Below are 16,160 nucleotides of genomic sequence, written 5' to 3'. Positions count from 1 at the left end.
GATCAATTCAGAGACCGTAATGGTAAACAAGTTTTAAATCGTAATAGTCCTGATTTTAAAGATTCAGGGGCAATTATGGTTGGAGCAGCTTCTGCAAGGGTTCCTCATAAACGTTCATATTTCTCTAATTACGGTAGTAGAGTGGATGTGTATGGATGGGGGAATGCAGTTGATACTACAGATGCTAAACCAAGTGAATTTACAACAAATCTATATACTTCTAGCTTTAGTGGAACATCTAGCGCATCACCTATTATTGCTGGTGCTGCTGCATCAATTCAAGGAATTGCAAAAAATAATAAGGGAAAAGTATATACACCAAGCCAGCTTAGAAATATTTTAAGCGACCCTAGTACTGGAACGAAATCTAACGATCCAATCTCTGATAAAATTGGTGTTTTACCTGACTTAAAAGCCATTTTATCTAAACTGGGTTTTTTACCAAACTTAAGTAATGATTCTTCCATTGTATTTCCTGAGGAACAAGAGATAAATAAAGGGAATAAGGGAAATGAAGGATCAACTATTACATTCCCAAAAGAAGATTCCGCTAATAGTGAAGGGGACTCTAGCTTTATTTTCCCAGAATAATTGGTTAATTAGGAAGAGTTAAATAGATTTTTAAATGAATATATTGTTGTGTTCTTAGTGTAGTGAAGTATTTTACATCGAAACTCAAACAAGTATAACCCCTTCCTAAATTTAGGAAGGGGTTATACTTGTTTGAGTTTTTAAATTTAATCACTTTATTGTCGATTTATATTTAGTAGAAAAGATTCATAAACTAATTGCTTTTTAGTAAACCTTGGAGTAAAAGCTTCCCAGTTTCACGGCAAAAGTAATCTTTCGTCTTCCTGAGTCTTACTTCAAAGTAAGATGTTCAGTATGGCTATTCCGTTAATACTGTTGATATTTTAAACAGGAAACGAATGGATCAATTTTCCCAATCTATTTTCTTCCCCAACCTTATTATCAAGCTATCAAAAGTTTATGGCTCTACACCTACCGTGGCTATCGCTTTTCATACGCTTAAAAAGTAAAAAGCTAAGGAATAAAAATATATTTAATTATATAAAGGGAGGAAATGTCTTTGGGATAGTGTTTTATATTGAAAATTCCGTCTTTTATTTATAAAATTATAAATTGTAAAATTGTGGTAGAATCCGTTTTATATGGTTATATATTACATTTTTTACAGGGGGAAATTATGATTGAACATGTTGATGTACTTATCGTTGGTGCAGGACCAGCTGGATTATTTCTGGCAAAAGAATTACTAGGGATTTCTAATCAGACAGTAGCTTTAGTTGATAGTGGAAGATCTATTAAAAAGAGATATTGCCCTTTGGTTAATAAAGGGAATTGTACACAATGTAATATTTGTCATGTTGTTGAGGGGGTTGGTGGTGCTGGAATGTATTCAGATGGAAAATTATCATCTTTTCCAGCAGGTAGTGGTTTAGTTAAGCTTCTTGGAAGCGAAGAAAAAGTAATTGAATTAAATAATTATGTTTTAGACCCATTTATTTCTAAAATGAATAATGATGGAATTAAGCAAACAAAAGCAGATGAATCGCAAGATTCATGTATGATACAACAGGCTACAGATAATAAATTAGACTGGAAATGTTATGATGTCTATCATATTGGTACAGAAGGTATTATTGAATATTGTATTGAGCTAGAAGAGGAGTTAGTCAATGGTGGACTAAATCTACTAACCCAAACAAAATTAAAAAGCGTAGAAAAGAAAGAAGATATTTTTATCTCTACTTTAAGAAATAGAAGGGGAGAAGAGTATCAAATTTCTTCAAGTAATTTAGTCATGGCAACTGGAAAAGCTTCTGGTCATGTTTTAAGAAATATAATGGATAAATTAAATGTAAATTATTCTTTTAATGAAATTGAATTAGGTGTTCGAGTGGAAACTGAAAGAGAAGGTATAGTTGCATTGTCGGAAACTCATTTAGACGCTAAAATAAAAACGAAGATGGATGATGGAGCTGAAGTAAGAACGTTTTGTATGTGTAATGGAGGATATCTAGTTAATTGTTACTATGATTCTTATGTTCCTAACGAAAAAATTTGTACAATCAGTGGATTTTCTTTTAGAGATAAAAAATCTGATAATGCGAATTTTGGTGTGTTAGTAAGACAAAGTTTCCCAGATTATGTTGATCCAATGGGAATGCAATTGGGAATTATACAAGCAATTAATAGGGCCTCGGGTTATGGGGGAACGATTGTACAGAGATACGAAGACTTTATTGCAAATCGTCCTACAAGTAAGGAGGGGCTAGAAAATAATTCAATCCAATCAACGCTTCCAGAAGCTACACCGGTTAACTTAAGATGGGTACTTCCTGATTATGTAACAAATCATATAGAAAGCTTTTTAGGGAAATTATCTGGTTTATCAAATAAGTTAATTACAAAAGATACTTTACTACATGCCCCAGTATGGGAATTATGTTGGGATAAAGTACATGTAGATGAACATTTACGTACGAATATTTCAGGATTTTATGTAGCTGGAGATGCCATTGGATGGGCAAGAGGGATTATTCAAGCCGCGACTACTGGAGTAGTAATAGCTAGAGATATTCATACCAGAAATAAAGAATTAGTAAAAAGTTAGGAGTGGTTATTTGAATCCAAGAGTTGGAGTAGGAGCATTTATTATTGATGAAAACGAGAAATTACTATTAATATTACGTAATACAAATCCTGAGAGAATGCACTGGAGTATTCCAGGAGGAAAAGTAGAGTGGATGGAAACTGTAGAAGATACAGTTGTTAGAGAAATCAAAGAAGAAACAAACTTAGATATAAAATTAGAATCTTTATTATGCGTAACAGATCATATTATAAAAGAACAAGAAGTGCATTGGGTTTGTCCAACATATACTGCAACGGTAAATGATGGCGTAGTTAAAAGAATGGAACCAGATAAGATACTTGAAATCGGATGGTTTTCTTTAAATGATCTGCCAAAACCATTAACACTTACAACAATTAAGGCTTTAGAAGCGTATAGAAAAGAAAATGTAAGGAAGTGCTAATAGTGAAAGCTATCATAATGGATTTAGATGGCACATTAGTTAACAGTGAATGGTTAGCAAAAGAGGCGTATAATTTTGGTTTTAAAGAGGTATTAGGGAGACCACTAACTGTAGAGGAGAAAGAAGAACTAGTTGGAAAGCCGATAGCTCTATTTTTAAGCCGATTCCCTGATAAATCGGATTTAATTAAATCTCATATTCTTCACTATTATCAAGAAAATATTTATAAAGTGAAGCTATATGATGGGATAGAAAATATGCTTGAGAGTTTGTTAATGAAGGATTATAAATTAGGAATAGTTACATCACAGTTGAAACATTTTGCGAATAGTGAATTGGAAAATAATAAAATTCACTCATACTTTCAGAGTGTTTTAACGGTAGAAGATTGTGTAGAAAGTAAACCGCATCCTTTACCACTTATTCAAGCAGCTAAGGAATTAAATATAGACCCTAAACAATGCATGTATATTGGCGATCAAATTACTGATATACAAGCTGCTCATGCTTCTCAAATGAAGAGTGGAGCAGCATTATGGGGAGAAGGTATGTTTGAAAAACTAGTTATACAGGAGCCAAATTTTGTATTTAATACACCAAGTGAACTATTAGAGCTATTAAATCAAAAATTAGAAAATAAATGGTAGTTTATTTTGAGATAGAATTGTAATCAAATAAGATTGAAGAAAAATTTTAGTTTCCATTTTGTCTTTTCAAAATTTATAAAGTGTGAAACTAAATAGAGGATAAGATACAGTGAATTGTCTTATCCTTTTTTATTTATAAGCAATGGTATGTGCATATAGATTTTCATTGAGTAAGATAGCTTGAAATTTACTAATTAAATTGTTACTGAGGGGGAGAAGGTATGAATAAAATATCTAAAGTTTATAGTGCGATAGAAGATATAAAACATAACTTTCTTGAGGTGAAACCAGATTTAACATTTAAAGAGGTAATAGAAGAGGCAAATCGATGTCTATATTGTTACGATGCTCCATGTATAAAAGCTTGTCCTACAAGCATAGATATTCCTTCTTTCATTAAAAAGATTACTACAGATAACTTAAAAGGGTCTGCTCGCGTAATTTTTGAGGCTAATCCAGTTGGAGCAACTTGTGCAAGAGTGTGTCCAACTGAAGAACTATGTGAAGGGGCATGTGTATTAAATGAAGCATCTCAACCAATAAAGATAGGAGATTTACAGCGCCATGTTACAAATTGGACAATGAAAAATGAAGTCCAGTTGTTTAAGGAGGGAGAAAAAAAGGGGAAAACCATTGCTATTGTTGGGAGTGGCCCAGCAGGCTTATCAGCTGCGCGAGAATTAGCAAGGTTAGGCTATACTGTTACAATTTTTGAAGCAAAAGAAAAAGCTGGGGGATTGGATACTTATGGAATAGTATCTTTTCGATTGCCGCAAGAAGTATCATTGTGGGAAGTTGATCAAGTTAAGAAATTAGGTGTTAAAATTCTTACTAACACAAAAGTGGGTAAGGATATTATAGTATCAGAACTAATGAATAGTTTTGACGTAATTGTTTTAGCGATTGGTATGTCTTCTGTACCAAATCTTAATATAGAAGGGGAAAATTTGAAGGGAGTATATGATGCAATCCAATTTGTTGAAAATACAAAAAGTAAAGAGCCCACTAGTCGGTTCTTAGGTTCGCGTATTGCAGTTATTGGTGCAGGAAATACAGCAATTGATGCAGCAACTTGTTCAGTTCGGTTGGGAGCTGAAAATGTAAAAATGATTTATCGTCGTACCCAGGAAGAAATGCCTGCATATCAATTTGAATATGAGTTTGCTAAACAAGATGGAGTAGAATTTAAGTGGTTAACACAACCAAAACGAATTATTGGTGATGAAAATGGACATGTAAAGCAATTGGAATGTATACGTATGGAATTGGGAGCAGAAGACTCTTCTGGGCGTCGTAGGTCAATTCCTATTGAGGGTTCGGAATTTATTATTGAAGTGGATGCAGTAATTAAGGCGATTGGGCAGACGCGTTATATTAAATTAATTGAAGAATTTGGTCTCCTTCATAATAAAGGTATTGTTAAAATCAATCCAAAAACAAACCAAACATCTAATCCAAAAATTTTTGCTGCAGGGGATGTTGTTTTTGGTGATGGTCAAGGTGAAGCAATGGTGGTTAGTGCGGCAGAGCAAGGTAAACAAACAGCATATGCTATTCATAAATATGTGTTTGGTTACAAATTAGATGGAATGATGAAGGAGGTTTTATAATGGCGGATTTGTCTATTAACCTAGCAGGGATAAAATCTCCCAATCCGTTCTGGCTAGCATCGGCACCACCAACAAATTCAGGATACCAAGTACAAAGGGCTTTTGCGGCAGGATGGGGAGGAGCTGTTTGGAAAACGTTAGGTGCACCAGTTGTAAATGTCTCTTCTCGTTTTTCTGCTACAAATTTTCAAGGGAAAAAAGTTGCTGGATTTAATAATATTGAATTAATTTCAGATCGTCCCCTTGAAGAAAACTTGAGAGAAATTTATGACACAAAGAAGAAGTTTCCGAATCATACAATTATAGCTTCACTTATGGTAGAACCGAAGCAACATCAATGGCACGAGATTGTTAAAAGGGTACAAGATGTAGGAGTCGATGGATTTGAACTGAATTTTGGTTGTCCTCATGGAATGGCTGAGCGTGGAATGGGATCTGCATCTGGGCAAGTACCTGATCTTGTAGAAAAGCAGACATATTGGGTAAAAGAAGTAGCAGAAGTACCAGTGATTGTAAAGTTAACACCTAATATTACAGATATTACAGAAACCGCATATGCAGCCGTACAGGGGGGAGCAGATGCAGTTAGTATGATTAATACAATTAACAGTCTAATGGGAGTTAATATTGATACATGGAATCCCATTCCGCATGTAGATGGAAAAGGAGCGCATGGTGGATATTGTGGCCCAGCTGTGAAGCCAATTGCATTGAATATGGTTGCAGAGTGTGCACGTCATCCTGAAATCAATGTACCAATTTCAGGTATGGGGGGGATTTCTAATTGGCGTGACACGGTAGAGTTTATATTAATGGGATCAACAAGCGTACAAGTTTGTACAGCTGCTATGCATCATGGTTTTAGTATTATAGAAGATATGTTAGACGGTTTAAATAATTATTTAGATGAAAAGGGAATTTCTTCTGTGATGGATATAGTAGGGAAATCTGTACCAAGATACTCTAATTGGGGGGATCTTAATCTAAGTTATCATGTGGTAGCAAGAATCAATGATGATGTTTGTATAAAATGTAATAAATGTTATATTTCTTGTGAAGATACATCACATCAGTGTATTGAGATATTTACTAACGATAATGGAAGTAAATTTCTTAAGGTTCGTGAAGAGGATTGTGTAGGGTGTAATTTATGTTCTATTGTTTGTCCTGTTGATGGAGCAATTGATATGATTGAAACTACAAGTAAAGAACCAATAACTTGGAATGAGCTTCAAGCTTCAATAAAATAGCTAATAAAAATTAAACGTCCAAAGAAGAATACACAAGGTTATTACAATAAATGCTGCCCTGATTCAAAAATTGAATCAGGGCAGTATTTATTTATGATATAGACCAATAGCTTCAGTAATATTAGTGAGTCCATCTTTTTCTAGTAAAGTTAAGATTTCTTGATTAATATGCTTTGCAACAGAGGGACCACGATAAATCATACTAGTATAGATTTGAATAAGTGAAGCGCCAGACTTAATTTTTTCATATGCATCTTCTCCAGTAAATACTCCACCAGATCCTATAATGGGCAAATTTCCTTGAGTCTGTCGATAGATTTTAGAAATAATTTCTGTAGAACGATGATTTAATGGTTTACCGCTTAAACCACCATTTTGTTTTTGAAATTTTGAATTTAGATTAGTGCGACTTATAGTTGTGTTCGCTGCGATAACTGCATCAATTTTTACCTCTTGAATTATTGAAATAACTCCTTCTAGTTGTTCTGGAGTTAAATCAGGAGCAATTTTTAAAATAATAGGACGATATTGATTATGTTTTTTACACAGCTCATTACGTTTATCTAATATAGAAGCTAATAATGGTTTTAAAGTATCGACATATTGTAAGTCTCTTAATCCTTCAGTGTTTGGAGAACTAATATTAATGACAAAATAGTCACCATAGGAATATAGTGTTTCCAATCCCTTTTGATAGTCTAAAGTCGCATCTGAGTTTGGAGTATCTTTATTTTTCCCTAAATTTATCCCTAGAGGAATATTGGGACGTGGTAAAGTCATGAAGTTTTGCTTTGCTCTATCCAAGCCCTCACTATTAAAACCCATACGGTTAATAAGTGCCGTATCCTCAGGTAAACGATATAAGCGTGGTTTAGGATTTCCAGATTGAGGTTTAGGTGTGATAGAACCTACTTCAACTGATCCAAATCCAAGGGATGCAAGACCTGGGTATACATCAGCAAATTTGTCAAACCCTGCAGCCAAACCAATAGGATTAGGAAATTTAATATCTAGTAATTTACATTCCAATCTAGAATCATTTAATCTCATATTTTTATTGTACATATTTCTAGCAAATGAAAATGATTGCATCATTTTTAGAGCATGAATAGTTCTCGTATGAGCTTTTTCAGGGTCCATCTTAAATAATAAATTGCGGATATTTGCATACATGGTTAGAATCTTCCCTTCAAATAAAATAAAAAGAACGATAAAAACTCTCTATCTAAAATGAACAATGTAAAGTGTAGTCTAGATGGTTTATAATTAAAACTTTTGGATAAGTACAACACCTATAATAACTAAAATAGCACCAAGAATACGTGGCATGGACAAAAGATGTATAGGCACATTAATTAGACCAAAATGATCTATTAATACAGATGCAACAATCTGCCCGGCAAGCACTAACGCAACGGTAGTTCCTGCTCCAATTCTTGGAATAAGAATAATGGTAGCAAGTACATAAAATGCTCCCAAAACACCGCCAGTCCACACCCACCATGGTGCAGAAGCAATCCCTTTATTCAAACTAAAACCAGCTTTAAATAATGAAACGGTAAATAAGGTAATCGCTCCAACTATAAAGGAAATAGTCGCAGCAACAAGAGGTGATCCTACAACAGTACGCAATTGAGCGTTAATACTAAATTGAATAGGCAAAGCAAGTCCAGCCAAGAAGGCAAATATTAAGAATAAAACCCACATAATAAAATATCTCCTTACTTATATAAATTTGTTAAATATAGAACAAGTATGTAATATTATTTTTTAAAATTAATAGTTTTTATGGGAATGCGAGGTTGCCTCACCCATTATATTCCATGGATGGGTGTTATTCAAATGTTTTTTAGGCTGATTTTTCAGATATGAAATTTATTTCTTAATATTTTTACGTAGAAAATAATAGAATTTCTTTGTTATGATTATTAGTGTTAGCAATAATAATGGAGAAATATATTTTTAGAAATGAGGGGTTAAAATTATGAAATCAATATGTGTATTTTGTGGATCAAATTATGGGGAAAGTGAAGAGTATAAAAATGCAGCAGAAAAGTTAGGTAAATATTTAGGTGAAAAAAATATCACATTAATTTATGGTGGAGGAAAAGTAGGATTGATGGGGAGTGTAGCAAATTCTGCTTTACAAGTTGGTGGAAATGTAGTGGGAATTATCCCTGAATTTTTACGTGATAAAGAAATTGCGCATCAAGGTATTACGGATTTAATAGTTGTGGACTCTATGCATTCACGTAAACAAAAAATGAATGATATGGCTGATGGATTTATTGTATTGCCTGGTGGATATGGAACTTATGAAGAAATGTTCGAAGTTTTATCTTGGGGACAAATTGGTATACATAAAAAGCCAGTTGGACTACTTAACGTTGACGGTTTCTTTGATCCTTTAATTGATATGTTACAACATACAGTTGAAAAAGGATTTGCAAGACCTGAAAATCTTAGTTTAATTCTTTCTTCAACAAATGTAGAAGATCTTTTAAAGAAAATGAAAAATTATAATCATATTATAGTGAATAAATGGGTTAAATGAAGAGGATTAATATAATTTTTAATAAGGAAAGAGGGGGACTTACAATAGTTCCCTCTTTTTTTGTTTGAAAAATAAAATTTGATATAACAAACGTTTATATCAATTAATAATAAAAAAATTCTAACAAAATTTTATCAAGTTTTTTTCTGATGATATTAGTTTACAAATATAAAAACTAAGTATATTACCAAGTAGATTTTATTACACTGTAATCTGTACTTTTAATTGAGAGAAGCTTTAAATTTATGATAATACTAGTAGTTTTAGAGGAAGCATGAAAAATGAAATGTATGAAATCTGAGGAGTGATGTCAGACAATTACTTTTTTGTAAAAAAATAATAAATTTTCCGATATATTATTGAATCTGCATTTTTTGTTTGATATATTATTAATCATTGGAAGTTTGGGAATTATTAGACTATTGATATCTGTTTAACCTCATGAATTAATGGATTGAAATAGAATGCATTGAATATGCGTAACGAATTTATTGCTTTTACTAGCAAGATATTTAAGAAACCAGGGAGGGAAATCTGTGTTATCTGCATTAAAGGTAGTGCCAATCGAACAAATATTTTTACATGAAGAATATGAGGTAGAGAGGTTAAAATCAATTTGTAAAAAAATTAAAGATGAACAAAAGCTAAAGAATCCACCTATTGCTTTACAAATAAATAATGGCAAGTATTTAATACTTGATGGTGCACATAGAACATCTTCTCTGCAAGCTCTAAATTGTAAGAGAATGGTTGTTCAAGTAGTGGAATCAGAATTGATATCTATTGATTCATGGGCACACTATATTCCAAATGACAGAAACTTTATTGCAGATTTAAAAGAAAATCCTAATTTATATTGGAGCGATGTTCCTATTCAAAAACAAGATTTTTTAGCGATTATTACAATTGATGGGAATAATTATTATATTTATTCTAAGTTTATGAATCAATTAGATTTGACCTTAATGGTAGATTTGTGGAAACAAATTGTAAATGTATATACAGATAAATATCATTTTCAACGTATTTCCAATAATGAGTTAAAAGAAGATGGTATTGTTATTCGTTATCCTTCTTTAAGTTTAAAACAAATCGCTCAAGTAGTAGAAGAAGGTATCTTACTTCCTGCTGGTGTTACAAAATTTACAATAAATTGTGGACGTTTTTTAAATTTAAATGTACCTTTAAGTTTTATTATCCGTGAAGATTATGTAGAAGAAGATTGGAAAGAGATGTTAAGTCTCTGGAAAGAATCTATTAGATTGTATACAGATCCAATATATTTATGTGAGATTTAAAAAAGAATTATTTTTCTGAAAAACTAAATATTCATAATTTTGGAGGTATTTTAAATGTTGTATAGAGAAAGAACTAATGATAATCGAAAAGTATATTTAAATGGCGAATTAATTAAGGACGTATCAAAACACTCAGCATTTGAAGGAGCGATTCATTGTGTAGAACAGTATTACAGTTTGCAGAATGAGAAACCAGAAGAGCATAGTTTTATAGATGAAGATGGACAACATTGCTCAATTAGTTTACTAGTTCCGAAAAATATAGAGGATTTAGAAAGAAAAAGAAAGGCTTATAAAGAAATAGCTGATATATCTTATGGAATGCTTGGTAGAACACCTGATTTTATTAATGCGGCAGTAGCTACAATATCTGCCCATGCTGGTTTTTTCGGAAGCGGGGAATATGCAAATTACACTGAAAATGCAAAGCAATATTATAAGCATGTAAAGAAAAATAATTTATTTATAGCACATGGATCAATTAATCCACAGATTGATCGTTCAAAAGCTTTAGGTGCACAAGAGCATGATTTTGCAGGAGTACATGTGGTGCGTTATGATGCATCCGGAATTGTGGTTAAGGGTGCAAAAATGATTGTTACTTTAGCACCAATTGCAGATGAACTACTAATTTTTAATATGCCGGGGCTTAAAGCTGGTGATGAGAATTATGCAGTAGCATTTACTATACCTGTAAATTCTCCAGGATTAAAAGTAATTTGCAGGAAACCATTAGTGAAAGAGGGATATGATAAGTTTGATCATCCATTGACAAATCAATTTGATGAAATAGATGCTTACTTATTATTAGATGAAGTGTTTGTTCCTTGGGATAGAGTTCTTATATTTAGGGATGTAGAAAAATCTAATCAATTTTATGATAAGACTTTTGCAAGGCATCATACAGGACATCAAGGAATTGTAAGGGGACTTGCAAAGGCCGAACTATTGACTGGTATTGCAATTAAACTAGCTGAAATGCTAAAACTTAATCAATTTATAAATGTGCAAGAAAAATTAGGAGAGTTAACATCTTATGTAGAGTTATTAAAAGCAAGTATCGTATTAAGTGAGCAGGACGCATATATGAGTCCTGAAGGAGTAATTACACCAAGTATTAATGCAATTCAAGCTATTAGATATAATTTCCCAAAAATGTATGAAAAAATGGTGAAATGTATTCAATCTCTAGCTGCTGGTTCTATGCTTGCGACACCTCATCATGAAGATTTCTTTAATGAAAATGGAGATTACTTAATGATGGCTCTTTCAACTGGTGAATTTGATGCAAAAGAAAGAACGATGCTACTTAATTTAGCATGGGATGCTTCGGGAGACGCTTTTGGTCAGCGTCAATTAGTATATGAGTACTACCATGCTGGTGATCCAATGCGTATAGCAGCTGGGCATTATCTTTCATATGAAAAAGGTCAAATGTATAGCATGGTGGAAAGGATTTTGAAGAGTGAAACGAATAAAGTGTGCATGTCTCGTTAAAAAAGAAAACAGTAAATTGTTATTGGTAAGGGTACGAGATAATCAGCATTGGTATTTACCAGGTGGGAAGATTGAACAAGGCGAGATAGCTAGTGAAGCTTTAAAAAGAGAGATACGTGAGGAATTAAATATAAAACTAATACCGAAGAGTATTCAATATTTATATACAGTTACTGGACCAGCATATAATGAAGAAGCGTTAGTTGATCTAGTTTGTTTTTCTGCAGATTGGGAAGGGGAAATTCAACCTAAGGCAGAGATTAGTGAAGTGGATTGGATTGAATGTAAGGAAGCGAATTTATTAGCTCCAGCAGTGTTGGAATTAATAAAAAGCTGGGATTAATTATTAATATTGGGGTGAACAACTACATTGATTTATAATATAGAACGTTTAGTTAATAAGATGAAACAAAATAATTTAGATGTCATTATTGCTGCTACGAAAGAAAATATTCGTTATTTTACTGGGTTTCAGCCAGTCGTAAAGACATTAAATCCATACTTTGGACAATGTTATGCAATTGTTACAATTGATAGTCCTGAAGTTGTGCATCTTGTACATTCTATTGGAGAAATTGATCAAGTATTAGATGCACGAGTGCAAGTAGGAAAAGTATATACTTATGGAGTTTTTTTTAGAGAATATCCAAATAACATTCCTCTGACTGAAGAAGAAGAGCAACTAAAACTATTATCTAATGTTGATGCGAGCTATTCTAATGGAATTGAAGCATTGATTGCTCTTTTAAAAGATATAGATGTTGAACATTGCAACATAGGTATAGATGAAGACGGAATGCAACCAAATCATATTAATACGATTAGTAATTATTTTAAGAAAAGTAGTATAAATCCTGTTTCAAATATTTTAAGACATGTTAGATCTATAAAAACAAATCATGAAATTCAGGCACTGACTTATTCGGCAAATTGTATTGAAAATGCAATTGAAGATGTAACAAATAATTTATTTGAAGGCATAAGTGAATATGAAATAGCAGACATTTTTAATTGTTCTATCGCCAAAAAGGGAGCATTGCCTGTTTTACCGATGATTAAGGTAGGAAGACATGCTGTGGGAGGTCAGCGGAGACAAAGTAAAGACGTTAAATTAATGCCAGGTGACCTAATTTGGTTCGACTGCGATATTGTATGTGATGGATACTGGGCTGATATTGCTCGAGTCTTATCATATAAGTATATGAAACCGGAATATGATAAATTTAATGCTCTTTATCAAGGCCAATGTATAGCTATGCAAGAGATTGAGCCTGGCATGAAGGGGGCAGATGTTTTTGACTTAACGATGAATGCAGTTTATAAATCTGGTTTCACGGAATATAGAAGACATCATGTGGGACATGGTATAGGATTGGAGCCTTATGAGTTGCCTATACTTGCTCCAAATAATGAGGATGTAATTGAAGAAGGAATGGTCTTATCTGTAGAAACGCCATATTATGAGTTTGGTTTAGGAGCCTTACATGTAGAGGATCCAGTTTTGATTTCTTCTAGTGGTAATAAAGTGTTAACTCGCACAAAAGGGCATATCAAAATCGTGGAGTGATAAATGTATGATATATGATAATATTACAGAATGCATTGGAAATACACCCGTAGTAGATTTCAAAAGTGATTTAGTACCTTATGGTAAAAAATTATATTTAAAACTGGATTATTTTAATCCGAATTTCAGCGTAAAAGATAGAACAGCCCTTGGATTAGTAAAAGCCGCTATAAAAAGTGGGAAAATTCAAAAAGGTGATATTTTAATAGAATCAACTTCGGGAAATTTGGGTAAATCTCTAGCAATGTTAGGCGCTGTGTATGGATTTCAGGTAATTATTGTTGTGGACCCAAAGATTAGTTCTAACTTATTAAAATGGTATAACGCATATGGTGCTCGAGTTGAGATGGTAAAAAATCCAGATGAAAATGGTGGGTTCCAAAAAGCGAGAATTCAACGTGTGAAAGAACTCATATCACAATATCCTAATGCATATTGGACAAATCAATATGATAATCCCGATAACCCTAATTTTCATGCTGAAACTACTGGTAAAGAAATTGTCGATTTACCTATTGATTCTGTTGTAGGAGCAGTAAGCACAGGTGGACATTTGTGCGGAATTGGAAAATTTATCAAACGTTTTAACCCTGAAATAAATGTAATTGCTTGTGATGTTAAAGGTTCTGCTGTATTCCAAAATCAATTTAATCCGTACTTAATTAATGGGGTCGGGCTGAGCTGGAGAGGTCAAAATACGAATTTAGAAGTGATAGATCAAGTTTGTATAGCAAGTGATCAAGAAGCAATTTCAACTTGTCGCATATTAGCTAAAGAGTATGGCATTATGATAGGTGGTTCTGGCGGGTTATCAGTCTTTTCAGCATTAGCATGGCTACAAAATAGTAGTGCAAAGGCAGCTGTGACAATTATTCCAGACACAGGAGTAAACTATTTGGATCAAATTTATGATGATATCTGGTTAGAGCAAAGAGGAATAATATTATTAGAAAAAGAACAGCTTCAACAAAGGATAAATGCGAAGCAATTTATGACAACAGACAACCTAGAAAGTAAAACTTTAGTCTGAAAAGCATAGTTTTTAAATCCATGGCTTATATTAAGTAAACTAGTCTATATTATAAGTTTAAAAAACAGGAAATAACTACCTAAGCACATAAATATATGTAATTTCTATTAATAAGGAGGCAACTAGTGAAATGAATGCCAATAAGGAGCAATTTATAAAGTTCATTTTTGAGGAAAATATTCTTAAATTTGGCGATTTTGAATTGAAATCAGGACGTCATAGTCCGTATTTCTTTAATTTTGGATCATTTGATGACTCGGTTAAATTATCTAGATTAGGAGAATCCTATGCTTCTAATATTATAGAAAATGACATTAAGTTTGATGTTATTTTTGGACCTGCGTATAAAGGGATTCCAATTTCTCTATCTGCATCGATGGCTTTGTTTTATAAACATGGCTTACGAGTGAATTATGCATTTAATCGTAAAGAAGCAAAAAACCATGGTGAAGGCGGAAATATTATTGGAACATCTCTAAAAGGAAAGAAAATACTTGCAGTAGATGACGTTATTACTTCAGGTAGAACAATTAAAGAAACAAAAGAAATTATTGAGAAGGAAGGTGGAGAATTATCTGCATTTTTGGTTGCTCTTGATAGAGAAGAAAAAGCATTAGATTCTCAACTTTCAGCCTTAGAAGAGGCATCAAAAAAGTATGGTGTAGAAATATATGCAGTAGCTAAAATCTCTGATGTAATGAATTATATGGAAAAAGAGTACGGGAAAACTTATATCCATCTATCTGCAATCCAAGAATATTTAAAATTATATGGATCAGAAAGCTTAGGAGTTTATTGAAATATAATATCTATTAAAAGGTGAGTAAACAGAGAATAAATTTTTTGGCCACTGATAAATGTAAAATATGAAATCCCAGGCTATAAGTTGGTAGGAAAGCCAAAAAATACTGAAGGAAAGTATGTAGAGGGAACAACAGAAGTAATTTATGAATATGAAAAAGTAGAAGAGCTGAATGTTCCAATGGATCCGAAAGGTTCAAATAATCCAAAGGAATCATTAAAAGGTGAATCTTTGAATAAAAGCTTATGTTACAAAACACAGGCGAGAAAGAGGAATCATTATTCTGGGCGATTTTATGTATCATGTCAGGATTATTATTGATTTCTAATAGAACTAAAAAAAATTTCTCACATCTGCAAGTTGGAAATGGTACTTTAGAACTGCTTCTATAATACGACAAAATAGTTTATTCAGTAAGAACAAAGGATATGAATTCAATAGTAAGTTGAATTCATATCCTTTTTATTTTATAGTGATTTGTTATATTTAAAGTAATACGAACAAACAGAAATTATAACTGTACAAAGTTGTCTGTTATAGAAAGAATTGAAGAAACGTTTTTAAAAGCTTTAAAATGTATTTTATAAAGCAGCAAGATGTTAATTTAGGAATTTTTTGTCTTGCTGAAGAGGATAACATGGTAGAAATGGCTATGATATAATAAAATTCAAGTATACTAAGGGGGATTAATGAGATGATTTTTCAAAGCATGATAACAGCTATTATAGAAAAATTACAAGAGACGGTGAATCCCTATTGGATAATTGTGTTTGGATCAACGGCTGAGAACAGGGAACGAGAAGATAGTGATATTGATATAGCTTATTTAAGTGACACAACTTT

Annotated in this window: 16 protein-coding genes; 14 read left to right on the top strand and 2 right to left on the bottom strand. The window is 32.6% G+C overall.

All coding sequences use genetic code 11. From position 1 onward, the window contains the following. The 6 genes from FOT98_RS22730 to preA all read left to right on the top strand — a co-directional run. Nucleotides 1-591: S8 family serine peptidase (locus tag FOT98_RS22730; protein ID WP_144291153.1), on the top strand; the 591-nt coding region annotated here is incomplete at its 5' end. A gap of 616 nt (nt 592-1,207) precedes the next feature. Next, entirely contained in the window at nt 1,208-2,638 is a 1,431-nt protein-coding gene (locus tag FOT98_RS22725; protein ID WP_000569550.1) for an NAD(P)/FAD-dependent oxidoreductase, read from the top strand. Between the two features lie 10 nt (nt 2,639-2,648). After that, a complete protein-coding gene (locus tag FOT98_RS22720; protein WP_001069632.1) occupies nt 2,649-3,062 on the top strand; it encodes an NUDIX hydrolase in 414 nt (137 codons plus the stop codon). 2 nt (nt 3,063-3,064) lie between these two features. After that, nucleotides 3,065-3,709, top strand: a complete 645-nt coding sequence (locus FOT98_RS22715; protein WP_000644049.1) for an HAD family hydrolase — start codon at nt 3,065-3,067, stop codon at nt 3,707-3,709. Between the two features lie 221 nt (nt 3,710-3,930). Further along, nucleotides 3,931-5,319, top strand: coding sequence for an NAD(P)-dependent oxidoreductase (locus FOT98_RS22710; protein WP_001033874.1), 1,389 nt, complete (start codon nt 3,931-3,933; stop codon nt 5,317-5,319). Beyond that, entirely contained in the window at nt 5,319-6,569 is a 1,251-nt protein-coding gene (gene preA, locus FOT98_RS22705; RefSeq protein WP_000774521.1) for an NAD-dependent dihydropyrimidine dehydrogenase subunit PreA, read from the top strand. Before FOT98_RS22710 ends, preA begins: the two co-directional genes overlap by 1 nt. An 87-nt stretch (nt 6,570-6,656) precedes the next feature. Here the strand turns inward: preA and FOT98_RS22700 are convergent, their stop codons facing one another. After that, the gene (locus tag FOT98_RS22700) at nt 6,657-7,742 is read right to left on the bottom strand and encodes a quinone-dependent dihydroorotate dehydrogenase (protein ID WP_000271220.1); all 1,086 of its coding nucleotides are present in this window, start codon (nt 7,740-7,742) and stop codon (nt 6,657-6,659) included. A 93-nt stretch (nt 7,743-7,835) separates the two neighbouring features. Further along, nucleotides 7,836-8,276, bottom strand: a complete 441-nt coding sequence (locus FOT98_RS22695) for a DMT family transporter (RefSeq protein WP_000270082.1) — start codon at nt 8,274-8,276, stop codon at nt 7,836-7,838. 277 nt (nt 8,277-8,553) lie between these two features. Here FOT98_RS22695 and FOT98_RS22690 point away from each other — a divergent pair, with 277 nt between their 5' ends. The 8 genes from FOT98_RS22690 to FOT98_RS22650 all read left to right on the top strand — a co-directional run. Next, nucleotides 8,554-9,123: an LOG family protein gene (locus FOT98_RS22690; RefSeq protein ID WP_000835369.1), complete on the top strand. Its 570-nt coding sequence runs from the start codon at nt 8,554-8,556 to the stop codon at nt 9,121-9,123. Nucleotides 9,124-9,659: 536 nt separating this feature from the next. Beyond that, nucleotides 9,660-10,421, top strand: a complete 762-nt coding sequence (locus FOT98_RS22685; RefSeq protein WP_000947370.1) for a ParB N-terminal domain-containing protein — start codon at nt 9,660-9,662, stop codon at nt 10,419-10,421. 54 nt (nt 10,422-10,475) lie between these two features. Then, a complete protein-coding gene (locus FOT98_RS22680) occupies nt 10,476-11,918 on the top strand; it encodes a 4-hydroxyphenylacetate 3-hydroxylase family protein (protein ID WP_000966857.1) in 1,443 nt (480 codons plus the stop codon). Beyond that, nucleotides 11,887-12,261, top strand: coding sequence for an NUDIX hydrolase (locus FOT98_RS22675; protein WP_046199359.1), 375 nt, complete (start codon nt 11,887-11,889; stop codon nt 12,259-12,261). The genes FOT98_RS22680 and FOT98_RS22675 overlap by 32 nt, the downstream gene beginning before the upstream one ends. Nucleotides 12,262-12,288: 27 nt before the next feature. Further along, on the top strand, nt 12,289-13,485 hold the full coding sequence (locus FOT98_RS22670; protein WP_000639935.1) for a M24 family metallopeptidase: 1,197 nt from the start codon (nt 12,289-12,291) through the stop codon (nt 13,483-13,485). 7 nt (nt 13,486-13,492) lie between these two features. Next, complete coding sequence (locus FOT98_RS22665; protein ID WP_000638691.1) at nt 13,493-14,515, top strand: PLP-dependent cysteine synthase family protein; 1,023 nt, start codon at nt 13,493-13,495, stop codon at nt 14,513-14,515. Nucleotides 14,516-14,645: 130 nt separating this feature from the next. Further along, nucleotides 14,646-15,314 carry an orotate phosphoribosyltransferase gene (pyrE, locus tag FOT98_RS22660; RefSeq protein ID WP_000993283.1) on the top strand — a complete coding sequence of 223 codons (669 nt, stop codon included), beginning with the start codon at nt 14,646-14,648 and terminating at the stop codon, nt 15,312-15,314. Between the two features lie 697 nt (nt 15,315-16,011). After that, nucleotides 16,012-16,160, top strand: a 149-nt coding sequence (locus FOT98_RS22650; RefSeq protein WP_144291152.1) for a nucleotidyltransferase domain-containing protein, incomplete at its 3' end; no start/stop codon positions are given.

This window comes from Bacillus sp. HY001 (assembly GCF_007558965.1).
Taxonomy (GTDB): domain Bacteria; phylum Bacillota; class Bacilli; order Bacillales; family Bacillaceae_G; genus Bacillus_A; species Bacillus_A mobilis.
Note: the sequence above shows the minus strand (reverse complement) of the source record. Positions and strands in the feature narration are given on the sequence as shown.